The 22283-nt window shown below is 72.0% G+C and carries 20 protein-coding genes; 9 read left to right on the top strand and 11 right to left on the bottom strand.

The annotated features are described in order from the left end of the window. Positions 1 to 123 precede the first annotated feature (123 nt). Entirely contained in the window at positions 124 to 1278 is a 1155-nt protein-coding gene (locus ACWEVP_RS20160; protein ID WP_452064071.1) for an FAD-dependent oxidoreductase, read from the bottom strand. 52 nt (positions 1279 to 1330) lie between these two features. Between ACWEVP_RS20160 and ACWEVP_RS20155 the strand changes: the two genes are divergently transcribed. Continuing rightward, positions 1331 to 2056, top strand: a complete 726-nt coding sequence (locus ACWEVP_RS20155) for a TetR/AcrR family transcriptional regulator (RefSeq protein ID WP_452064070.1) — start codon at positions 1331 to 1333, stop codon at positions 2054 to 2056. Between the two features lie 42 nt (positions 2057 to 2098). Here the strand turns inward: ACWEVP_RS20155 and ACWEVP_RS20150 are convergent, their stop codons facing one another. The 4 genes from ACWEVP_RS20150 to ACWEVP_RS20135 form a co-directional block, all read right to left on the bottom strand. Further along, positions 2099 to 2584 (bottom strand): hypothetical protein, encoded by a 486-nt coding sequence (locus ACWEVP_RS20150; protein ID WP_452064069.1) that lies wholly within the window; start codon positions 2582 to 2584, stop codon positions 2099 to 2101. A gap of 109 nt (positions 2585 to 2693) precedes the next feature. Further along, positions 2694 to 4154, bottom strand: a complete 1461-nt coding sequence (locus tag ACWEVP_RS20145) for a sulfatase family protein (protein ID WP_452064068.1) — start codon at positions 4152 to 4154, stop codon at positions 2694 to 2696. Positions 4155 to 4243: 89 nt separating this feature from the next. Then, on the bottom strand, positions 4244 to 4828 hold the full coding sequence (locus tag ACWEVP_RS20140) for a DUF3885 domain-containing protein (protein WP_452064067.1): 585 nt from the start codon (positions 4826 to 4828) through the stop codon (positions 4244 to 4246). A 122-nt stretch (positions 4829 to 4950) separates the two neighbouring features. After that, positions 4951 to 5856 (bottom strand): oxidoreductase, encoded by a 906-nt coding sequence (locus ACWEVP_RS20135; RefSeq protein WP_452064066.1) that lies wholly within the window; start codon positions 5854 to 5856, stop codon positions 4951 to 4953. A gap of 133 nt (positions 5857 to 5989) precedes the next feature. On the opposite strand from ACWEVP_RS20135, the gene ACWEVP_RS20130 reads away from it, so the two are divergent. After that, positions 5990 to 6850 (top strand): helix-turn-helix transcriptional regulator, encoded by an 861-nt coding sequence (locus tag ACWEVP_RS20130; protein WP_452064065.1) that lies wholly within the window; start codon positions 5990 to 5992, stop codon positions 6848 to 6850. Between the two features lie 13 nt (positions 6851 to 6863). On the opposite strand, the gene ACWEVP_RS20125 is transcribed toward ACWEVP_RS20130, so the two are convergent. Further along, positions 6864 to 7598 (bottom strand): hypothetical protein, encoded by a 735-nt coding sequence (locus ACWEVP_RS20125; RefSeq protein WP_452064064.1) that lies wholly within the window; start codon positions 7596 to 7598, stop codon positions 6864 to 6866. 226 nt (positions 7599 to 7824) lie between these two features. Beyond that, positions 7825 to 8760, bottom strand: a complete 936-nt coding sequence (locus ACWEVP_RS20120) for an amidohydrolase family protein (protein WP_452064063.1) — start codon at positions 8758 to 8760, stop codon at positions 7825 to 7827. Between the two features lie 57 nt (positions 8761 to 8817). On the opposite strand from ACWEVP_RS20120, the gene ACWEVP_RS20115 reads away from it, so the two are divergent. Together ACWEVP_RS20115 and ACWEVP_RS20110 are read left to right on the top strand one after the other, a co-directional pair. Continuing rightward, positions 8818 to 9276 carry a MarR family winged helix-turn-helix transcriptional regulator gene (locus ACWEVP_RS20115; protein ID WP_452064062.1) on the top strand — a complete coding sequence of 153 codons (459 nt, stop codon included), beginning with the start codon at positions 8818 to 8820 and terminating at the stop codon, positions 9274 to 9276. A gap of 76 nt (positions 9277 to 9352) precedes the next feature. Beyond that, positions 9353 to 10201, top strand: coding sequence for an SCO6745 family protein (locus ACWEVP_RS20110; RefSeq protein WP_452064061.1), 849 nt, complete (start codon positions 9353 to 9355; stop codon positions 10199 to 10201). Positions 10202 to 10208: 7 nt separating this feature from the next. On the opposite strand, the gene ACWEVP_RS20105 is transcribed toward ACWEVP_RS20110, so the two are convergent. Continuing rightward, positions 10209 to 11540 (bottom strand): hypothetical protein, encoded by a 1332-nt coding sequence (locus tag ACWEVP_RS20105; RefSeq protein ID WP_452064060.1) that lies wholly within the window; start codon positions 11538 to 11540, stop codon positions 10209 to 10211. 317 nt (positions 11541 to 11857) lie between these two features. Between ACWEVP_RS20105 and ACWEVP_RS20100 the strand changes: the two genes are divergently transcribed. Further along, positions 11858 to 12208, top strand: coding sequence for a hypothetical protein (locus ACWEVP_RS20100; protein ID WP_452064059.1), 351 nt, complete (start codon positions 11858 to 11860; stop codon positions 12206 to 12208). Next, complete coding sequence (locus ACWEVP_RS20095) at positions 12201 to 13202, top strand: hypothetical protein (RefSeq protein ID WP_452064058.1); 1002 nt, start codon at positions 12201 to 12203, stop codon at positions 13200 to 13202. Before ACWEVP_RS20100 ends, ACWEVP_RS20095 begins: the two co-directional genes overlap by 8 nt. A 67-nt stretch (positions 13203 to 13269) precedes the next feature. Here ACWEVP_RS20095 and ACWEVP_RS20090 read toward each other — a convergent pair whose 3' ends face one another. The 3 genes from ACWEVP_RS20090 to ACWEVP_RS20080 form a co-directional block, all read right to left on the bottom strand. Further along, positions 13270 to 16557 (bottom strand): hypothetical protein, encoded by a 3288-nt coding sequence (locus ACWEVP_RS20090; RefSeq protein ID WP_452064057.1) that lies wholly within the window; start codon positions 16555 to 16557, stop codon positions 13270 to 13272. A gap of 88 nt (positions 16558 to 16645) precedes the next feature. Further along, on the bottom strand, positions 16646 to 17176 hold the full coding sequence (locus tag ACWEVP_RS20085; protein ID WP_452064056.1) for a GNAT family N-acetyltransferase: 531 nt from the start codon (positions 17174 to 17176) through the stop codon (positions 16646 to 16648). A 90-nt stretch (positions 17177 to 17266) separates the two neighbouring features. After that, the gene (locus ACWEVP_RS20080) at positions 17267 to 18214 is read right to left on the bottom strand and encodes a ketopantoate reductase family protein (RefSeq protein WP_452064358.1); all 948 of its coding nucleotides are present in this window, start codon (positions 18212 to 18214) and stop codon (positions 17267 to 17269) included. A gap of 89 nt (positions 18215 to 18303) precedes the next feature. Between ACWEVP_RS20080 and ACWEVP_RS20075 the strand changes: the two genes are divergently transcribed. The 3 genes from ACWEVP_RS20075 (at position 18304) to ACWEVP_RS20065 (ending at position 22149) form a co-directional block, all read left to right on the top strand. Further along, positions 18304 to 18873 carry a TetR/AcrR family transcriptional regulator gene (locus tag ACWEVP_RS20075; protein WP_452064055.1) on the top strand — a complete coding sequence of 190 codons (570 nt, stop codon included), beginning with the start codon at positions 18304 to 18306 and terminating at the stop codon, positions 18871 to 18873. 120 nt (positions 18874 to 18993) lie between these two features. Beyond that, on the top strand, positions 18994 to 20358 hold the full coding sequence (locus ACWEVP_RS20070; protein WP_452064054.1) for a hypothetical protein: 1365 nt from the start codon (positions 18994 to 18996) through the stop codon (positions 20356 to 20358). A 360-nt stretch (positions 20359 to 20718) separates the two neighbouring features. Beyond that, a complete protein-coding gene (locus tag ACWEVP_RS20065) occupies positions 20719 to 22149 on the top strand; it encodes an amidase (protein WP_452064053.1) in 1431 nt (476 codons plus the stop codon). Positions 22150 to 22283: the final 134 nt, after the last annotated feature.

The raw sequence follows: 22283 nt of genomic DNA, 5'->3' as shown, positions 1-22283 counted from the left end.
CTCCTCGTCGACATGATCCTCCTGTTCCAGTCGCGATGGGCCGCCGACCTGTTACCGCCCGCCGGTTCTCATGCTCCTGTGTGGACATGCGCGCACTCCCGCGACCGCTCGGGTTCGCTCACGCTACCGGGAACCGGCACGGCCGCCGGCCGCCGGCCGCGGGACGAAGTCGGGGAGCGCGGCGAGGCTGTGGCGCACGGCCTCGGCGCCGTACTCGAACATCTGCCGCTCGTAGTCGCCGACCGCATCGACGAGGTCCCGGCGGCCCTCGGTCAGGCAACGGCGCAGCAGGTCGGCGTCGCGCAGAGCGGTGTTCGCGCCGTTGCCGCCGGTCGGTGACGTGGCGTGGATGGCGTCGCCGAGGAGCGTGACCGGGCCGGGTGCCCAGCGCTGCCGGGGTTCGACCACCCGGATGGACAGCAGGGTGCTGTTGTCCGGATCGGACTGCTCGACGAGGGCCCGCAGGTCCGGGTGCCAGCCCTCGATCCTGGACAGCACGGCCTCCTGCGGGGTCAGCTCGCCGAGCGAGCCGTCCGGCGGCAGGATCATGGCCCAGCGCACATAGTCGCGGACGTCGGGCAGGACCACCTCGGGCGCCAGCTCTTCGGCGGCCTGCTTCGGCGGGGTGCGGAAGCGCATCGCGCCGAGCAGCAGGCTCACGCCGTCGCCGGCGATCTTCGACCCGAAAGCCCGCGACAGCCCGGCGAACTGGCCGGTCAGCGGCGTGCGGCCGATGACGAACCGGACGCCGGTGTCGGTCGGGGTGGTCCGCGGCGACAGCACCGCGCGGACGGCGGAGCCGACCCCGTCCGCGCCGACGAGCAGGTCGGCGACGACCGGATCGGCGTGCTCGAACCGCGCTTCGACCCGGCCGCCGGCCAGCAGCTCGTAGCCGGTCAGCGGGGCGCCGGTGCGCACGCTGAGCCCGGTGAGCAGCAGGTGGCGCAGCACGTGCCGGTCGACCACGGTCCCGGCCCGGCCGGGGCCGAGCTCGCCGATCCTGTTCAGCCGCGGGTCCAGGACCAGCCGCTCGCCGTAGGCGTCGCCGGCGATCGCGTCCAGCAGCGGGTGCCAGCGGGGTGGCAGGCAGCCGCGCAGGGCCGCCAGCCCGGTCGGGTCCAGCACGAGCCGGTAGCCCTGGAACCGCGCGGTGACGGCCGGGTCGCGCTCGTGGACGCCGGCCTCGATCCCGGCCCGGCGCAGGCCTTGCGCCAGGCACAGACCGCCCAGCCCGGCTCCGGCGATGGTCACCTTCATCGAACTTAGTTCGTCGCTCACGAACTAAGTTCTACCATGCGAACTTAGTTCGGTCCCCGTTATAGTCGCCGGCATGCCTCCTGATCCCCGGCAACGCCGAGCAGCCCGGCACGCCCGGCCCGCGGGCGACCCCGCCGCGCCGGCGTCGCCCAAGACGCCGATCACGGCCGACCGGATCGCCGACGCGGCCCTGCAGGTGGTGGCGACCGAGGGATACAACGCGCTGACCATCCGCCGGGTGGCGGCGGTGCTCGGCAGCGGGCCGTCGTCGCTGTACGCGCACATCGTGAACAAGGACGACATCGACGACCTGCTCATCGGCAGGCTCTGCGCGCGGATCGTGCTGCCCGAACCGGACCCGGCCACGTGGCGGACGCAGATCGTCGAGGCGTACACGCAGATCCGCGACCAGTACCTGAGGTATCCGGGAGTGTCCCGGGCGGCGCTGGCCACGGTCCCCACCAACCTCGAGGCGCTGCGGGTCCGCGAAGGGCTTTTCGCGATCTTGCTCGCCGGGGGGATCGAGCCGCGGACCGCCGCGTGGGCACTCGACGCGCTGTCCCTGTACGTGAGCGCGTACGCGTTGGAGCAGTCGCTGGTCCAGCAGCGGCGCAAGCACCCGGACGACGACTGGGTCCTCGGCCGCGAGGAGCTGCTGAGCCGGTTCACCGCGTTGCCGGCCGGGACGTTCCCGCAGACCCGGCGGCATGCGGCGGAGCTGACGTCGGGGAGCGGGAACGACCGCTTCGAGTTCACGCTCGCCTTGATGGTCGACAACCTCGGAGGGCGGTCCGGGTAGTCAGGCCGGACCGGTCGTCGTCGAAACCGTAGGCGAGCACCTTCAACGCCAGCGAGACAGCCACCACAAGCACGCGTCGAACCGCGTCTGCCACTTCTTCGCCTTCACGTCCAGCCGGACGCCGTGGTGCCACATGAACAGCAGGACGGTGGCGCTCGCGCCGAGCAGGGTCAGCAGGCTGCCGACGACGATCGGCCCGGTGTGCTTGTCGCCTTCGTCGAATTCCGCGCGCCGTTCGTCCGGCCACACCCGGATCTGCACCCGGCGCCCCGGGACGATCACTCTTCCCTGGTTGTGCTCGAACGTCTCCGTCCTGGTCACCCCGTCGGGTCCGGTGTACCGGACGTCCGCGGTGAGGTGCTCCCGGACGCCGGTCGCGACGACCCGCCCGGGGAAGAGCCCCGCCGACCGGTTCACGTCCGCGGCCATCGAGATGCCGGTCCACACGACCGCGATCCCGCCGACCAGCACCACGAGGGGAAGCCACAACAGGGCGGCCTCGGGCAGCCAGGACTTCGACGACGTCATGTCTCCAGTACGCCGGGAAGGCCATGACGGTTGCCCGGCGGTCCGGAAGCGCTTGCGCCCACGCCGTGCCGGGCGTGCACGTCCGCCGGATGCTCGCCCTCCGGCCGGTTCAGTGCCGGCAGGCGGTCGCGCCGTGGCAGGAGGTCATCGCCTGCAGGGTGTCGTGCAGCCGGTTCGCTTCGTCCGGGGCCAGCTGGGCCGCGGTGTTGCGCAGTTCATCCGGGTCCGAGCGGCGGTCGTAGTACTCCTTGGTGCCGTCGGTGTACTCGACGTAGGTGAACGTGGCGCCGCGGATCGCTTCGTAGGTGCTCGGGTTGCCGCTGTTCTTCTTCGGCTTGTCCGGATCCGCTTTGTCGAAGTCCGGGCCGTGGTGCTCGACCAGAGCGGCCGTGCGCCAGGCTCGCGGTGTGGTTCCGGTCAGCAGGGGCACCAGGCTCTCGCCGTCGACCCGCGGAGGCGTGGCGGCGCCGGCGAGTTCCTCGAACGTCGGCCGCAGGTCGATGTTCTCCACCGGCTGGTCCACCGTCGCGCCGGCCTTGACGCCGGGCCCGGTGACCACCAGCGGCACGTGCACGTCGGTGTCGAACGCCGTCTGCTTTCCGGGGGTGAGGCGGTATTCGCCCATGTGGTAGCCGTTGTCCGAGGTGAAGACGATGTCGGTGGCACCGCGGACGCCCGCCTTGTCCAGCGCGTCCTGGACGGTGCCGACCAGCTTGTCGACCGACTGGACGGCTTGCGCGCGTTTGCGGAAGTCCTTGTCGATGGTCTTCTTTTCCTTGTCCGTCAGCGGTGTGCGGGACGCGAGCCACGGCGGCGCGGCGGAAGGCAGCGCGTCGAAGGCGGGCCCGCGCGGCGCGGTGAGGCCGGGAAAGGCGTCGGCGTCCCGGGGAGCCGGGGTGTAGGGGCCGTGCGGGGCGAAGGTGGCGAGCTCGATCGCGAACGGCGTGTGCGCGGCCGCCGAGCTCGAGACGAACTGCGCGGCCTTGCCCGCCATGACGTCGACGAGGTAGTCCTCGGGCTTCTTGCCGTAGTGCTTGACCGTGCTGTTTTCGTTGAGGTCGTAGTCGAATTCGCCGTAGCCGTTCCCGGCGACGTCCCATTCGTTCCAGCCCGGCGGCACGGCATCGGTCTGGGGGTCGTACCCGTTGAGGTACTTGCCCATCATGGCGGTGCGGTAGCCGGCCTGCTGCAACGACGTGGCATAGGTCGAGTTGTCCTCGCCGCGGCCGTGGAACACGGCGTAGCCGCCGTCCTGGCCACCGTTGGTGAACACGCCGGTGTCGTGCGGCAGCATGCCGGTGAACAGCGACGCCCGCGACGGGCAGCACAGCGAGTCGGTCACCGTGTAGTTGGCGAAGGAGGTGCCGGTCTCGGCCATTTCCCGCACGTGCGGCATGTACTGCAGCAGGTTCATCGAGAGATCGTCGGTGAGCACCAGAACGACGTTCGGCTTGCTGCCCGCCGCGCCGGAGGGCTGGGAAGGCGCCGAGCTGCCGGTACTGCACGCCACCGCGGTCGAGGCGAGTGCCACGGTCAGTGCCGGAATCAGGAGACGCGTCACGGGGGCCATGCCTGCACGCTAAGAGCCGCACGACAGAGCGGGATCAGCGTGGTGTTCGGGTTCGGTAAAGTGCCCGGCGGCGCGTGAAGCCCGAATACTCAGTAGCCGGAAGGGTGGTCGGAGAGCCAGTCGGCGTGGCGGCGTTCGAGGGCGTCGCGTTCGTCGGTGGTGGGCAGCAGGATGTCGGCGCCTCCGTCGTACGGGTGATGTACGCGGTCGAAGGCAAGGCTGGTGATCATCACGCCGACGGTGGCGTCGTCGGCGGCGGCGCGGAGCAGTTCGTTCGCGAGGCCGGGTTGCCAGAGCCGGCAGCTGACGTAGAGGTGGGTGTAGCTGATGTAGTCGGGATCGGTTTCGTCCTCGTCGGTGAGCAGGGACGTCCAGTGTTCGGCGCCCGGGTTCCAGCGTGCGTGTTGTGCGGACAGCGCCGGGGGTTCGCTCGCGTCGGACCAACCGGTGGTGACGATCCGGACTTCCCGGTCGTGGAACAGTTCGTCCAAGACGGTGTTGTAGCGATTGAGCACGATGTCGTACTCGGCTTCGGTTTCGGGATAGCGCTGGGATTCGGGCAGGCTGTGAAACCGTACCCATCGGTCGCGGTAGGCCAGCTTGAGCTCATCGGCGAGCGGAGGGCAATCGGGCCACTGCCGCTGCCACAGCGCTGACAGTTCGTCGTCCGGCACGCGATCAACTTCCCTGGTACTCGGGTGAAGTCGCTGAAACTACGCGCCAAGTGCTCCGCGTGCATCCTGTTATCACCTCATCGGCACGAGAGGGCGGACGGCCGTTCGGCCGGTGGCCGAGTTCAGAGGTAATCGACCCCGGTCAGTGCCTGGGCCGCGGCCCAGAGCCGCCGTCCGGTGGTCGGGTCGGCTGCTTTCGGGGTGAGCCGAGCCTCGGTGACGCGGCCGCGCGTCTCCGCGAGGCCGGCCGGTCCGAAGAACTGGCCGCCCTGCACGCCGGGTGCCGTGGCGGCGTACAGCTGGGGCAGCGCGCCCCGTTCCACCGGCTGGGTGGCCAGCAGGCCGAGCCGCGCGATCGTCCGCCCCAGCCGGCCACGGTGTTCCCAGGCGCGCGGGGTCAGGTTGGTCCGGGTGATACCGGGGTGGGCCAGCACGCTCGTGATCGGCAGCCGCGCGGAGCGCAGACGACGGTCCAGCTCGAGCCCGAAGATCGTGGTGGCGAGCTTCGACCGGCCGTAGGCGGTGGCGGCCCGGTACCCGCGCTCGTACATCAGGTCGTCGAAGTCCAGGTCGGCGGTTTTGTGGGTGATGGAGCTGAGGTTGACCACCCGCGCGTCCTTCCCCGCGGCCAGGTTGTCCAGCAGCAGGCCGGTCAGGGCGAAGTGGCCCAGCACGTTGGTGGCGAACTGCAGCTCGAAGCCGTCGGCCGAGGTGCGGCGCGGGCCGAGCAGAACCACACCGGCGTTGTTGACCAGCAGGTCCAGCGCCGGGTGGTCGACGGCCAGCTTGGCGGCGAAGGCGCGGACCGAGCCGAGGGAGGCCAGGTCGAGTTCGCGCACCTCGGTGTCGCCGCCGATCCGGCGAGCGGCCTGCTCGCCGGCGGCGGTGTCGCGGACGGCGAGGACGACGTGGGCGCCGTGACGAGCCAGTTCGGTGGCGGTGACCAGGCCGAGGCCCGAGTTCGCCCCGGTCACGACGGCGACGCGGCCGTGCTGGTCGGGAATGCGGTCGGCGGTCCATCCGGTCATCTGCTGCTCCTGCGGGAGGTCGGGGTCGCTGTGCCGACGACGTTAGGAGCCGTCCGGGCGGACTCGGTCGGTCTCGGGTGCCTGGGTCTGCGCGAACCACCCTGGGCACCCGCGGAGCAGTCACACTGGGGGTATGAGCAGTCCGCATCCCTTCGCCCGCGAACTCGGGGAGTTCCTGCGGGCCCGGCGCACCCGGTTGCGTCCCCACGACGTCGGACTGGAGCCCGGCGGCAGGCGCAAGGTCACCGGGCTGCGGCGCGAAGAGATGGCGTTGCTGGCCGGGCTGAGCACCGACTACTACCAGCGGATCGAGCAGGGCCGCGACGTCCGCCCGTCCGACGACGTCCTGGCGGCGCTCGCCGGCGCGCTCGGCCTCGGCGAAGAGGAACGCCGGCACCTGTTCGCCCTGGGCCACGCCGCCCGCCGCCCGGCGCCCGTCCCGGTAACCCGCGAGCCGGAGCGCGTGCCGGACCGCACCCGCCGGCTGCTGCGGGTGATCGACACCCCGGCGGTCGTCCTCGGCAGGCACCTCGACCTGCTCGACTGGAACCCGATGGCCGAGGCGCTGCTCGGCGACCCGGACGACTACCCGCCGGACCGGCTCAACATGCTTCTGCTGCTGTTCGACGACGCGCGGACCGCGCAGAGGAGCTGTCCGGACTGGGAGAAGCAGGCGCTGGACTACATCGGCATGATGCGCGCGGCCGTCGCCACCGATCCCACCCATCCCCGCGCCACCGCGATCGTCGGCGAGCTGAGCATCCGCAGCGCCGAGTTCCGCCGGTTGTGGGCGCGCCACGACGTCCGCGAGTCGGTGCGCGGCACCAAGACCTTCCGGGTCCCCGCGGTGGGCGACATCCTGCTGGACTGGGACACCTACCCGCTACCCGGCAACCCCGGGCCGGTCATGCTGGTGTTCACCGCCGAGCCGGGCAGCCCCGACGCGGACTGGCTGCGGCTCTTGGCGTCGTGGCACGCGTCCCGCGTCGTCTGAGGCGCGTCGCTGCCTAGCCGCGACGAAGACCGGCTGCGACGGTCCGCCGGTACGCTTGGTTCACGCGGGCGAACCGCAACTCGTCGACCGCAGCCGGATCCGTCGACAACGCGATCACAGCCGCGCCACCGGGGGATCGGCGGATGTCGGCGCCAAGCTCCGCGGTGACGGGTGCGGGCAGCCGGTGGTGGTCGGCGGCGAAGTAGGTCCACCAGCTCAGCCAGTCCGGCCAGGCACCCCGAGCCGGCGGAGCGTCCCCGGCGAGCGGATCAGGGAGCTCGGACCAGATCTGCTCCAGCGACCACTCGTCCTCGACGCGACCGAACAACGCCCCGGTCTCGTCCGCGATCGCGATCCACAGTTCGGTCAGCAGCCGGTGCAGCCGCCGGAACGGTTCGGCCCTGGCACCACCGGGAGTCCGCGCGCAGTAGCACGCGTCCAACGACAGGTAGGCGAAGTCCCAGCCACTCCCGCGGTCCGGCTTGGTGGACAGCCAGACGTCCTCTTCGGCGGCGGTCCACAGGTTGGTCGACCACGATCCGGTCGCGAGGCCCTGCACCAGCTGGTCCCAGTCGTGCACCCGGTGCTCGCCTTCGCGGCCCGCCGCGTTGTCGAAGCCGTTGATCCCGCCACCCGGCCGGTGCGGCGTCAGCCCGGACGTGTGCGCCAGGTCCAGCAGCAGCTCGATCGTCGCGGGGTTCAGGGTGCCGCTCGGAAATGACAACGTCCAGTCCCAGTCCGAGCCCATGATCGCATCCTCGCACGGACCGCCGCACCGACGCCTTGGCGGTCACCAGTTTGCTGCAAGGCAGCGACAGCTTCTGAGGGAGGACCGGAACTACGCGTCGTGGAAGGGTGCCGGTTCGGCGGGGATCCGTTTGGACATCGGACAGGACGGGCGAGCTCCTCGTCCTGTCCGCGATCGGTGGGGCAAACGTTGATGCGCGCCATGCTGCGTGACAGCGCGAACGACGTCAGCCGGTGGTGAGCCGGGGGAACAACGCCTCCGCCGCGCCGCGGTCGATGTCGGGGAACCGTTCCGCGCCGGGGCCGTCGTAGGTGGTGAGGTACCGGTCGAACTCGCCTCGCCACTCCTTCGGTGCGAACGGGAAATCACTGCCGTAGAGGACGTGCCCCGGCTCGGCGAAGGCGAACAGCGACGGCAGCGACGTCGCCGAGGCGGACAACGCCGTGTCGAAGTAGAACCTGCGCAGCCCGGCCAGGATGCCGTCCGGAGTGGTGCCGGGGTTGAACATCGCCGCGCCGGTGAACCGGTGCGCCGCGAACGGCAGGAACCCTCCCGCGTGCGAGAGGATGATCCGCAGCTGCGGGTGCCGGTCGAACACCCCGTGCGCCACCAGGTCGAGTGCGGTGCGCGTGGTGTCGAACGGGAAGTCCAGCAGCGGGCTCGGCAAACCGTCGAGGCGCGCGATCGGCGGCTCGGCCGGGTGCACGAACACCACGGCGCGGCGCGCGGCCAGCTCCGTCCACAGTGGTTCGTACGCGGGGTCGCCCAGGTAGCGACCCCGGGCGTTGGACAGCAGGACGACGCCGTCGGCGTGCAGCTCGTCGAGTGCGCGCACCGCCTCGGCGACCGCGCCGTCGAAGTCCGGCAACGGGAGCACGGCGAAGTGCCCGAAGCGATCAGGGGCGTCCTTGACGAGCTCGGCCTGGAAGTCGTTCACCTCGCGCGCCAGGTCGCGAGCCGCGGCGTCGTCGCCGAAGTGGACACCTGGTGCGCTGAGGGACAGCACTCCGGTGGCGATGCCCGCGTCGTCCATCATCGCGGTCGCGTCGCCGGGACTCCAGGAAGGCGTCGGCCACCCGCCTGCCGTCGTGCCGCTGCTTTCCAGTGCTGCCCGGTAGCGGGCGGGGAGGAGATGCTGGTGGACGTCGATCCGGTCGCTCATGGTGCCTAGCCTCCTAATAGCTAGGTTGCTAACTATTGCTTTGCTAGACTAACTCGCATGACGACGACCGGCAACCACCCGCCGACGGCCGCCGAGGTCGACGAGCTCGTCCAGGCGGCCGACGCGGTGTTCTTCGCCATGCGCAAGGCCCGCTCGGCGGGCGCGGACCGCGACGGCGGGCTGTCGCTACCCCAGGTCACGCTCCTCGAGCCCCTGGCGGCCGAACCGGAACTGCCGGTCGGCCGGCTCGCTGCCGCGGCCGACGTGTCCATCCCCACGGCCACCCGGATGCTCCAGCAACTGGAAGCCGCCGGAGTCGTGGTGCGTCGCCGGTCACCCGAAGACGAGCGCAAGGTCCTGGTGACGTTGACCCCGAACGGCAGCGAACGGCTGACCCGCCTGCTGGCCCGCCGGCGCGAGCGTCAGGCGGAGGCCTTCGCCGCGTTCTCTCCCGCGGAACGCCGGCAGCTCGTCGCCTTGCTCCACAAGCTCGTGCCGGTGATCACTCTCGGCTGACCTCGCGAATCGCACTCGAGTGGTGCCGTGCCGCCGGAAGGCCACCGCCGTACCGACCGGCTGGTATGTTGACCCGGTGATCGAAACGGCGCGGCGGACCTGGCGAGTGCTCGAGCCCTACCACGGAATGATCTACTTCGCTCCGGAAGCCGTGGCCGCGTACGGGGAACTCGGCCTCCGGGGCCATGCCGGCTACTTCGCGTCGCGGTCGGCGGCGCTCGGCGCGGTCCCGGCGCCGGTCGTCGTCGCCACCTTCTACAACTTCAACCCGGTCCTCGTCGAGGAGTCGATGGCCGGCGCCTGGTCCGTGACCGGCCCGGCCGCGGTCATCGCCGCCCGCTACGCCGCGGCCGATCGGGCCCTGCGCGGCATCTTGGGGGACGCGATCACCTCCCCCGAGATGCGCCGGGCCGCCGCACTCCTTCGCGAGGCCGCCGAGACGGTGACCGGCGACGTCACCGGCCGTCCCTTGTTCGCCGCTCACGCGGCCCTGCCGTGGCCTGCCGAACCCCACCTGGTGCTGTGGCACGCGCAGACCCTGCTCCGTGAGTACCGCGGCGACGCCCACGTGGCCGCTCTGCTGACGGCCGGCCTCAGCGGCATCGAAGCGCTCGTGACCCACGCGGCATCCGGTGCCGTTCCCGCCGAGTCCCTGCGCACGTCCCGGGCGTGGTCCGCGGCGGACTGGAGCGAAGCCGTCAGTGGTCTGCGTGAGCGGGATTGGCTCACCGGCGACGCCGACCTGACGTTCACCCCCGAGGGTGCCGCCCGCCGGGCGGAGATCGAGAAAGCGACCGACGAGAACAGCGTGACGCCCTACGCGCACATCGGCGAGTCCGCCTGTACCGAACTCCAGGACCTGGTCCGCCCGTTCAGCCGGGCGCTCGCCGCGAAACTCATGCCCTGGGCCCTGGCGAGGCAGTAGCGGGCCGTCACCGGCGCGCGCTGCGCTGGGCGGCTGCCGGCAAGTTCAGCCACCACGTGACTCGTCGGCTCACCCGGGAGTCGGCGCGCAGGGTCCAGAGGGTCGCGCGGTCCTGGTTCATGCCGGCCGCGTAGGCGACCGCTCTGACGACGTCCGGCACCGGGTGCAGTGCCAGGACCCGCAACCAGGTGGCGGGGTCGGTCCGACCGGGCAGGTGGGCCAGTCCCTGGGCGGCCGCGGCGACGGCGCCGGGAGCGGGGGTGGTCAACACGGACTCCAAGGACTGTCGGTGGGTGGCGTCGCCGAGGCTGCCCACGAGATCGGCCAGCGCCGCCACGTCGTCGGGGCGGCGGCCGCTGCCGGGCTCCGCGAGGTGCCGGCACGCTGCCGCCACGAGCGTCGCGCGGAACGGTGACGCGCCGAGCACGTTGACAGCGTTGACCTTCGCGTCGCTGTTCGTGCTGTACATCGCCTGGTGGATGAGAGCGGGGAGGGCCGAGCCGTCGTCGACGGCGTCCTGGACGGCCGCGGTGAGTGTGGCGACCACGGCGGAAGCCGACGTGGGCGTGATCAGGGCACGGTGGTCGAGGATGGCACGAAGGTCCTGGTCCACCCGCAGCCCCCGGCGGACGTGGCGCACGCCGGTGTCGAGCGTGTCGGCGGGGCAGGTGGCGAGGAGGTCGGCCGCCGCTCGCCGCACCGCGGGCGGCTGGCCCGGGTCGAGGAGGTGCCCGGCGGCCACAGCGGCGATACGGCGTACGACGTCGTCCGACGTGCCGGTGGTGCGTACCGACCAGGCGACCATCGCCGCGCGCAGGTGGTGCTCGTCGGGCGGGTGCCGGAGCAGCCGTAGGAGCACCGGCTGGGCCGAGGGGTGCGGATTGGCGGCCAGGAGGGCCAGCGGATCGGCGATCACCTGGCACGACGGGGAGGTGACGAACTCGGCGATCACCGGCACGAGTACGCGGCCGGCTTCCGGGTGGCGGTGGAGGCGGTGGAGCGCGGTCAGGCGGAGGAGGTAGTGCCAGCCGACGGAGACCGACATCTCGGTGAGCAGCCGCGTCGCCAGCAGGTGCCAGTCCCGCGTCGGCAACAGGTTCCGGGAGGCGACGAAGAATCCGATGAGCTCCAGCCAGTCGACGCCGCTCAGTTCGTCCGCGCCGAAACACCGGTCGAGCAGGTCCGACGTGCGGGAGCGCACCCTCGACGTCGTGTGGTCGACGGCGGCGCGGTTCGGTCCGTACCCCAAACTCGTCAGGACCGCCGTGAGTTGTCCTGCCGGCAGGTTGCACAGGTTCTCGTAGCGACCGACGGCCGCCGCCGGCATTTTCGTGGTCAACCGCTCCCAGCGGGATATCGTGCTCGCGTCCGTGGGCCCGTTCAGTGCCGTGGCGAACCCGCGTACCGTCGACAGAGCCGGATCGGGCGAGTGTGTCCGGCACGTCCGCAAAAGCCACCGCGCCGCGCTCCGGTTGGACACGGTGCCGAAAAGATCTCTTTCGATGTCGTCGGGGAAGGTGTTCGGCCTGCCTCGCCGCGGTGGGGTCACGCCACCAATGTTGCACCAGCGGATCGGTGAAGCAACAAAACCCGGCGCCGCGCCTTCGGGGCGTACATTTCGATGTTCACCCTGACGGACGAGCCGGAGGGCGCCGCATGCGGATGAACGAGACCCATGAAGATTTCGCGCGAATTCGGATGGTGCAGGAAAACGTCCGGCAGGCCCTCGGTCGCTGGGACGCGAGCGAGGAGAAGTCCAGGGACTTCGGCGACCTCGCCCTGGTCGTCGGCGAGCTGGAAGACGCGCTGCGAGAACTGCAGCGGCGTCGCGCGAAGGCAAGCGCCGCAAGGCTGTCCCGGCTCGGCGGGTGGGCCGGTTCGGCGGCGGGCCTGGTGTTCCTGGCGCTGGCGGCTTTCGGTGGATGGAACGCGGTGTTGCTCGTCATGACAGTGGTGGCCGTGACGTCCGGCGCACTCCTGCTGGTCGTGGGAGGCCGACGTGTCTGACGGCCGCGACGAGCTGACGAGCGCGCTGCGCGAGTTGCATGAATGGGCGTCGGGCGAGCTGAACAGCACCAGGAAACTCGTCGCCGAATCGCAGCGAAAACTGGCCGATGAGGTCGGCGAGCGGATCCGGAAGATGAACACAAGGCTCGACGAGGCGGGAAGGGAATGGAAGAAACTCCTCGGCGAGCAAAGCGGTTCTGTGGACAAGAAGTTCGCCGCATTGAGCAAGGAGGTGACCTCGGTCGCGAAGAATGCGGAAAGCGCACAGCGCCAGTGCGTCGTCCTGAACCGGCAGATCCGGATGATCCAGGCGCCGGGAATGACGGCCGAGATCGACGACTGGGCGGCCGGCCAGGCCGAACTCGGCGTGCTGGCGGCCGACGGCCGGGAGGCGGCGCACCAGTTGCGCGGCATGACGGACACCCGGGAACCGACGGCCCGGATCAAGCAGTACCGCGACGAGGACGCCGCTTACCAGCGCCATCTGCACGAAGCCGTCACGGCCGCTCGTCAACTGACCACAGTGGATCCGACGACGAGCAGGAGGGTGCTGGCCGAGCTGGTGGAACGGTGGGCCGGTAACCGAAAGGAGGCAACGCGTCTCGCTCAACTCCTTCCTCACGTGAAGGCCGATGCGCGCCGGGCACAGGACGACCTGGACACCGCCTCGCGGAAAAGGGCCGACCTCCGGCACCGCGCCGAACGGGGTGAACAAGCGGAACGCACCCTGTACCAGAACATCGATACCTTCCTCTATCCCGTTCTCGACGGCGGGAAAGTGCTGCCGCTCTGGTTCGACCTCGCGCTGGGATGCGGCATAGCCGGGCGGGACTGGCCCGACTGGCTGGACACCGCCATCCGCCTGATCCGCTACCGGATCGTCTACCAGGTACCTCCGGGATGCGACGCACTCGGGCCGCGTCCGACAGCCGAAGGACAGCAGAGCGCCGAGTACGACCGGCTGCGCGCGGACTGCGCCGCGTACCGCCTCTGACGTACGACGACACGTGGATGTCCACGCGGGCTCGGCGGCTGCGGTCGCCGCTGCCGGGCCGGGCGCATCACTCAGGAGCGAAGAAGATGCGCGACGCGCGTTCGCGGACGTCGGCGTCCGGGTGGTCGCGAAGCACCGACACCAGCTCCCGCCACGGAGCCGGCCACCCCGCGTGCGGGCCGGCCTGACCTGCGATGGTCGCTGCCAGCAAGGCCTCCGCCGGGCTCGCCGTGAGTGCTCGCGCGGTGCCGAGCAGCTCGGGGCGGCCCGGGTCGTGGCCGGCCAGCCAGGCGGCCAGCCGGTGCGTCACCTGCCACGCCGGCACGGGACGGTCGGCGAAGGCGGCGATCCGGCGGAGGTCCGGCAGCAGGTCGCCCCGGCGGGGGAGGGCGGTGACGGCGAGCAGCAGTGCGTCCGATCGGTACTCCGCCCGTTCCGCCAGCGTCATGGCCAGCCGCTGCGCCGCAGCGCGCATCGTTTCGCCCCCGGTGTCCAGGCAGGCGGCGAAGTGCACCAGGAAGTGACGCAGTCGCTGCCACGCCGGCTGGTCCCGGCCGTCGACGACGACGTCGCCCAGGCCGGCGAGCGTCGTGACCACCGCGTGCAACGGCGCCGGATCGCCGGTGACCGCGCACGCGGCGAGCAGGGCCCGGACTGCGGACCGCCACGTCGCCGTGCCGGTCAGGTCACCGATCAGGGTGACCAGCGCGGCCGGGCCTTCGCGGTCCCAGGCGCTCCACGCGGGCCAGGCGGCCAAGCCGACCTGTGCGGTGTCCGGGTCGGCGCTGCCCGCCACGGACCGCACCAGCGCGCCGTAGCGGGCACGGTGCTTCTCGGCGATGGTCAGCGGGCCGGCTTCGGTCACCGCGGTGGCCACCGCGGACGTCGTGGTCGCTTCGGCCAGCCACTGCCACGCGCGTTCGTCGTCGAGCAGCCGGCGCGCGGCCGACACGATGGCGCGGCGGAGGTCGCGGTGCAGATCCGGATCCGCCCACAGGGTGGCCAGTTCGCCGGCCGCGCCCGGGACGCGGTGCTCGGCGAGCAGCCGGATCGCCTCCTTGCGCGACGTCACCTTCTTCCCGGCCAGCACCGGCCGGAGTGCGGCGCCGAGTTCGGCGGGCGGGACGGTCCGGGCGGCCCGGCCGGCCGCGTACACCGCGACCCGCGCGCGTTCGGTGTCGGCGTACCCGAGCAACGTGCCCAGCGCGTCGCCGGGCCGGTCGATCTGGGCCAGCCCGGCCAGCGCGGCCTCGACCACGGCGACTTCGTCGTCGAGGAGGAACGGTTCCACGTCTTCGGCGACGGCGCCGGGCAGGCTCGCCAGGCGCCGCACGGCCGACAGCCGCTCCCAGACCGGCTTGCGGGGTGCGGTGGCGAGGTCGGCCAGCAGCTCGCCGTACCGGCCGACCTGACGCGGCAGCCAGTGCCGCGACGAGCCGCCGAACGTCGGGACCAGCCGGACCCCGCGCGCGGCGAACCGGCCGCGTGGCGGCCGGTCCAGCACCCGGTCGAGCAGGTCGGTCCGGCGCCCGCCGACCGCGTTCGCCACCGCGGTGACGGTGATCGTGGACGAGTCGCGGCGGAGTACGGCCGCCACGCGTTCGTCCCGGGTCGCGGGCGGAGCCAGCCACAGCTCGATCGCCCGGCGGACCGTGCTGTCGTCGGCCGCGGCGGTCGCTTCACCCACGGCGTCCTGGAGGTCCGGCATCGTCCACGCGCGCCGCCGCAGGCCCGCGGCGAGGGACAGGACCAGGCCGTAGCGGCCGGCGCGGGCGTCGGCGGCGATGCGAGGCCGCAGCGCCGAGAACACACCGTGCTCGGCGCCGCGGGGGAGGGCCTGGTCGAGCCGGGGCAGGGTGAGGGTGTGCGCGTGGCTGCCGGACAGCTCCAGGATGTGCAGCCCGCTTTCGACCAGGTCGGGCCGCGTCGTGAGCGTCCCCTGCCGGATCACGGTGACGGCCAGCGTGCCGACGGCCTGACGGGTGCCCCAGGACGCATCCCTGGCCTGGACGGCGTCGGTGGCCAGCTTGACCAGCACCGCCGGATCGGCCGACCGCAGCAGCCAGCCCGGGATCGCGGCGACGGCCGCGAGGGCGGCGTGGCGAACCGGATCCTGCTCGTTGGGCAGCCGGGTCAGCGAATCCAGCAGGCCGGCGACGACGTCCGGGTCGCGGGTCGCGGCCGCCGCGCCGATCAGCAGCGGATAACCGAGGCCGCGCTCCGCGGCGGCCGGCCGGGCGGTCACGACGCGCAGGGCGGGCTCGGCTTCCGGCCACGGCAGCCGGGCGGTCGCCTCCCGCCGCAGATCGGGGTGGTCGGCCACCGGGCGGGTGCCGAGCAGCAGGCGGGCCTGCTCGTGCCGGACCTGCCACGGCAGCAGGTCGAGCAGCGTCAGCGGCAGCCCGGCCTGCTGGAGGTTCCGGCCGCCCAGCGCTCCACTCAGGACGGTCGCGCGCCGGGCGGGCGGGAGCCCGCGCAGCAACGCCGTCAACCGGGGCACGTCGGCGAAGCAGGTGCGCGCCAGCGAGGTCAGTGACTCGTCCGATGCCCGCCGCAGCGCGCGCTCGGCGCTCCGGCCCGGCCGGAACCGGATGCGCCGCACGGGATCGGCCAGGATCGCGACGACGCGGTCCGGATCGGCCGCGATCGCCGTGGCCAGCCAGCGGTCCGCGCCGGCCGGGAGCCCGGTGAGCGGTCCGGAGCGCGCGAGCAGGCCGACGAGTTCGGCGGGGGCGTGCCGGACCAGCCGGCCCAGCGCGGGACCGAAGCGCACCCAGGTGGCGTCGCGGCCGGCGTCGCCGGCTTCGGTCAGCCTCCGGCGAAGGTGCCCGAGGACGGCAGCGGGGTGCCGGCGGGTCAGCGCGGCGAGGTTGGGCACGGCGAAGTCCAGTTCCGGCAGCAGAGCCGTCACCGTGCCGGCCTCGCAGGCCGCGAGCATCGCGGCGGCCTCGTGGTCCCCGAAGCGGGCGCGCACCGACGGCAGCAGGGCCTCGGCCCACTCGGTGGCGCCGGTGGCGCGCAACACGCGGTACAGGGAGTGCCGCCACGCGAGCGGAGCGGTCGGAAGCGCCGCCGCGACGACGTCGAAGTGCCGGCCGCGGCGGACGCAGTGGTTCATCGCCAGACCGGCGACCCGGGTGTCGGCCGCGACGAGGCTGTGGCGCAGGTGCGTGTCGTCGTCCGCGATGACGGCCATCATCACGGCCCAGACCCGCGGAAGCCCGGGGTGGGCGTCCAGTTCCGCGAGCAGAGCGGTCAGCTCCGGCGAACCGGCCAGCGCGCGAGCGGTCTCGGCGAAGACCCGCCGCCGGGCCGGCGCGGCCAGCGGATCGATCCTGGAGAGAAGAGCGCGCATGTCCATTCCGGCGATTGTTCCCGATCATGGAGGGCCCACCAACGCAATTCTCCCGCGCAGTGCTCGCGGTGACGTACTGGCGGGCCGGCTACGGCTGCCCCGCGTCGACTTCGTAGACGATTCCCAGCCCGAGCTCGTCGTCCCGGTGCTCGCCGATTTCGACGAAGCCGTACTGCGATGCCAGCCGGGTGGAGGCGAGGTTGCCGGGGCTGATCGTGACCCGGACGGTGCGCACCCGGGGCTCGTCGGCGGCTCGGCGCAGCAGGGTTTCCAGTGCTGCGCGGGCGTAGCCGCGGCGTCGGTGTGCCGGTTCGACGGCGTAGCCGATCTCGACCGTCCCCGCCGGGTCGGGAGGCCCGTGGTAGCCGGCCCGGCCGACGGCCAGGTGCCGCTGTTCGTCCCAGATGACGCCGGTGACCCAGGTCGCGGTGGCCGGGTCTTCGTCCACTTGGGTGCTGCGCGTCCGCCACACCGCGCGCCAGTCCGGGCCGGCGAAGTAGGCGGAGAGGGGGACCGGACTGACCGCGTTCGCCGCCGCCAGGTCGCCGCGTGCGAGGGCGTGGAAGGCCGGACCGGTCAAGTGGACGATGCGTACCTTCGGCTTCGGGTGATCGGTCATGGGGCAACCCTCGCAGACCAACCGGGCGGACGCCGTCCGTTTTCGGCATCCACGATCCGGCATCAGCGGCGCGTCCGGCGAACTCCTCGCTCAGGCGGCGAAGCTCGGCTCCGCCGCTTCCAGCCGTGGTACCGCGATGCCCAGCCGCCGGGCTTCGGACAGAGCGTCCCGGCACACCTCCCGCGGCTCCTGGGCTCCAGGGTCGGACTGGCCCTCGAAACTCCTGCGCACCAACGGAACACGCCTCGTCAGCCACGCGAACGCGGGGGCCGTCAGCCAGGTCGGCGCCCGGAAACCCAGCGTGCCACGCCAATGGCGCCGCAGGTCGACCCCTCGCGCCTCGAGCAGCGGCAAGAGCTCGCGGCCGGTCAGCAGCGCCTCGCGCAGGTCTTTCGTCGACCCCGCCAGATCGGACAGCGTTCCCCGTCGCAAGCCCTGCGCGTGCAGGCCGGCGTTCACGGCGAAATGAATCCACAGCCAGCTGCGGAAATCGCGTTTCTCCCGCACCCGGAAGCCGGCGTCGCGAAACACCCGCCGCGTCGCCTTCTCACGCTCCGTCGCGGGCCGATCGATCGTGCCGAAGACGACCCCCGGCAGCAGCGTTGCGCGGAGTACGCCGTCTTCGCCGAAGCCGCCGCCCGCCAGGGGGAAGCCCCACGCCACCTGGTCGAGGGGAAGAGCGCCGATCGCCGCGGGTGGCTCGGCCCAGATGTTGCCGAACACCAGCACCGTGGCTTCGCCGACGCGCGGTGCCAGGAACGCGGCCGCTTCCGCGAGGCGGTGGTGCGGCACGCTCAGCACGATCAGGTCGAAATCGTGGCCGGGCGCCAGCTGCTCGCGGTAGCGCACCGGCCACGCCTGGACGACGCGCCGCCCCCACACCCGCTTGCGCGCGTCGAGCAGGTCGAGGTCGGTCGCCTCCCCGTAGGCCGACGCGCGGCCCGGCCGGACGTAGAACTCGACGTCATGTCCGGCCCGCTCGAGGGCCCAGCCGTGCACCGTGGCGATCACGCCGCGGCCGAACATGAGGATCTTCACGCGCACCTCGTCGGGTAAGATGAAATTGGAGGTCATCTCCACTTATCAAGCTAGGGAGGCGAGCCCCACTTGTCAACGCGAGGTGGCCGATGAACGCCGGCAAGCCGCTGCGTGCCGACGCCCGGCGCAACCGCGACGCCGTGCTGGCCAAGGCGCGCGAACTCTTCGACGACGGAAGCTTCTTCGACCTGCGCTTCGACGACTTCGCGCGCTTGGCCGGAGTGGGCACGGGCACGCTGTACCGGCACTTCCCGACGCGGGAGGCGCTGGCCGAGGCGGTCTACCGCGGGGAAGTCGCGACGTTGTGCGCCCACGCCCGCCAGCTGCGGGCCACGCAGCGCGCGGGGGAGGCCTTGGCGAACTTCCTGCGTTACCTGGTCGGCTACATCGACAGCTACCACGGCCTCGCCCGGACCCTGGCCACGCTGATGGCGACCGGGGCGGGCACCCTCGCCGAGGGCAGCCGCGAACTGGAGCAGGCCGTCACCGACCTGGTGGCCGCCGCGGTGGAGGAGGGATCCATCCGCGATGACGTCGGCGCCGGTGCCGTCCTGGTGGCACTGCACGGCATCGGCGCGGCCCACGACCGTCCCGGCTGGCGAGCCGAGGCCGACGGCCTCATCACCCTGGTGCTGGACGGGCTGCGCCGGTCGCCGTGAGGCGAGCCCACCGCGCACCAAAGGGCAGCCGGAACGGGCCGCTCGCGCACCCGCCCGGTCCTGTGGCGTCCCGGGCTTCCCGGCGACAATCGCGGCAGACCGACGTCAGGGGAGGAGCCGATGCGCGATCGCCGCCGTGACCAGCCCGCGACTGCCGTGTCTTCCGCCCCGGCGGCTCGCCCCGGCGCTCCGCGAGCCGAGCTCTTGCTGCACCTGCAGCGGACCGCGGGCAACCGGGCGGCCGGCATCGTCGTGCAGCGCGGGTGGGCCAAGGACAACGCGGACGGCGTCGCCGCGCAGATGAACGGCGACGACTGGAACCGGGAGGGCGGCCCCTGGTGGCTGCTCAACGGGCACAACCCGGAGGGGATCGTCGCCATCCTGCGGCAGCTGGGCGCGGCCCGCGCCAAGCTGGTCGCGCACCCTGTCGACGGCACCCGCTACGACAAGCCGCGGCTCGACCTGGCGATGGCCGTGGCGGCGCGGAAGGACGCTTCCGCGAGCGAGGTGACGGGCATGGACGCCCTCCGCAACGCGACGGCGGGCCGGATCACCTACGCCGAATGCTGGGCGACGCTGCTCGCGCTGTCGAAGGCCGCGCGAACCGGGCTCTACAAGCGCATGAGCCAGGGTGAGCTCGCGAGCCTGCTCAAACGGGTCAACGAGGCACCGTTCCCGAAGCAGCCCGCGCTGGAGGCCGAGCTTTCGCCGCTCATCGGGCCGCCGGCCACCGAGCTGAAGCTGGAGTTCGTCCCCGACGTGTCCACAGTGGTCGAAAGCGGCCTGGTGCAACCGATGGGGGAACTGAGGGTCTTCGTGAAGGGCAAGCTGACGAAGACCGTGCCCGCCCGCGGCGGTCCGCCGGAGTCGAAGAAGGACGAGAAGAACCCCGGGCACACGTTCAACCCGACCACGGCCGGGACCTTCACCCTCGGCGAGGGCAGCCCGGTCGTGGGCGACTCGTGGAAGTACTCGCAGCTCGCGAACGGCACCCCGGTCAAGGACACCGGAACCGACATCCTGTTCCAGCGCGACGGCAAGTGGATCTCCGTGACGAAGCTGAAGACCAAGCTCACCCGGGCGCAGATCCTGTTCGAGACGACGAGGGTGCTCGCGCTCCACGAGCTGGCCGACGACCGGAGCAAGACCGCGGAGGTGAACACGGAGATCGAACAGGCACGGGCGGGCGGGCCGTTCCGGCCGCTGCCCGGCACGTGGATCCTCAACGACTTCGGCAAGGAGGGCTTCCGGCTCACCGGGACCAAGGGCGACATCATCCACACGACCCCGGAGACCGACGACGCTTCCCGGGCGCTGGAGGCGGGAGACCTGGTCATGTCCCACGGATGCATCCACATCCTGGCCGGTGACCGGAAAGAGCTCATCGAGGAAGGCGTCTTGCGGGGCGGGGTGACGATCACGGTCCGGCCGTACGACCCGGCCAAGATGACGCTTTGGGGCAAGCCGCCGGCCAAGACGCCGTGACGGAGGCAACGACGATCGTGGTGGTGGACATCGCGGGTCCTCGCGCGGCTGCGGGCGAGGTCCGCACTGACGCGGATGACGCGCGCCGCCTTTCGCGGGGTCGGTTTCGGGTGGTGGCGGCTGTCCACCCAGGAACGGCGGTGACGGGCTCCTCTTCAACGTCCCGCCGGGAGTGTCCAAGGGCGAAGCAGGCGTCCCACGAGGTGCGCGGCTCCCCGGGCGTGAGTGAGACGTCCGTCCCGTTGCGCGCGGTGGCGTTTCGTGGCTGTCCAGGTGGACGCGGCCCTCGGCCCGTTCGGCTTTCCCGTTGCGCGAAAGGGAATTTCGTGTCCCCGGCGGCTGGTCGCTAGCTTCCGGCTCATGGAATTCAGCTATCGGACGGCCGAAGAGCTCCTCGCCGCGTTGCGTGCCGGTGCGGTCACCTCGGCCGAACTGACCGACGAGGCGATCACCCGCATCGAGCGCGACGACGAGGTGGTCAACGCGATCTGCGTACCGGACTTCGACCGCGCACGCGCTGCCGCGCAGCGGGCCGACCAAGCACGCGCCCGCGGCGAGGACCGGCCGCTGCTCGGCGTTCCGGTGACGGTCAAGGAGTCCTACGACATCGCCGGGCTGCCCACGACCTGGGGCATGCCGCCGCACCGGGACTTCCACCCGGCCGAGGACGCGGTCCAGGTGTCGCGGCTCAAGGCCGCGGGCGCGGTGGTGCTCGGCAAGACCAATGTGCCGTTGGGACTGCAGGACATCCAGAGCTTCAACGAGATCTACGGCACCACCACCAACCCGTGGGACCGCGACCGCACCTCGGGCGGGTCGTCCGGCGGGTCGGCGGCGGCGCTGGCGTCCGGGTTCGGCGCGCTGTCCATCGGCTCCGACCTCGCCGGCTCGCTGCGCACCCCCGCGCACTTCTGCGGTGTCTACGCGCACAAGCCGACCCTCGGGCTGGCGGCCGGCCGCGGCATGGTCCCGCCCTCGGAGCCGGCGTTGCCGGTCGATCCGGACCTGGCCGTCGTCGGGCCGATGGCGCGCTCCGCCCGCGACCTCACGCTCCTGCTCGACGTCATGGCCGGGCCGGACCCGCTGACGCACGGCGTGGCGCACCGGCTGGCACTGCCGCCCGCGCGCCACGAACGGCTCGGCGACTTCCGGGTCCTCGTCCTCGAGGACCATCCGCTCATCCCGACCGGGGCCGCGGTGCGGGCGGGCGTGCACCGGGTGGCCGGCGCGCTCGCCGACGGCGGTGCCCGCGTCGAACGGCGCAGTCCGCTGCTGCCCGACCTGACCGAGGCGGCGACCCTCTCCATGCAGCTGCTGATTTCGGGGTCCGTGGCGCGGTTTCCGCTCGATGCGCTCGAACAGCCGAGCGCGGGCGACGAGAGCCTCGACGCCGTGCGGCTGCGCGCCCTGGCGTTCAGCCACCGCGACTGGCTGGAGGCGAACAACCGCCGCGAAGCGCACCGCCACGGCTGGCGGCGGCTGTTCGCGGAGTTCGACGCCGTGGTGTGCCCGATCACGCCGACGCCCGCGTTCCCGCACGACCACACCCCGAATCCGATGCGGCGGCGCATCGCCGTCGACGGCGTCGAACACCCGTACTTCGACCAGCTCGTCTGGGCGGGCCTGGCCACCATGCCCGGGCTGCCCGCCACGGCCGTTCCCGCCGGCCGGTCTCCCGAGGGCCTGCCGGTCGGGGTGCAGCTCATCGGTCCGATGTTCGAGGACCGGACCCCGCTGCGGCTGGCCGAACTGCTCGAACCGGAGATCGGCGGTTTCCAGCCTCCGAAGTAGCCAAGCGTTGTCGCGAGACGCGAACATTCGACAATTTCGATGACTCGTGCGAATTGGCGAATTCGGACAGGCCGAGCGCTTTTCGTCGTGCATCGGCAAAGTCGACTTTACGTTGAGTGATCGTTTACGGCGAG

The sequence above is a fragment of the Amycolatopsis sp. NPDC003865 genome (assembly GCF_053605345.1).
The sequence above is the reverse complement of the archived record's forward strand: the minus strand, read 5'-3'. Positions and strand labels throughout refer to the sequence as shown.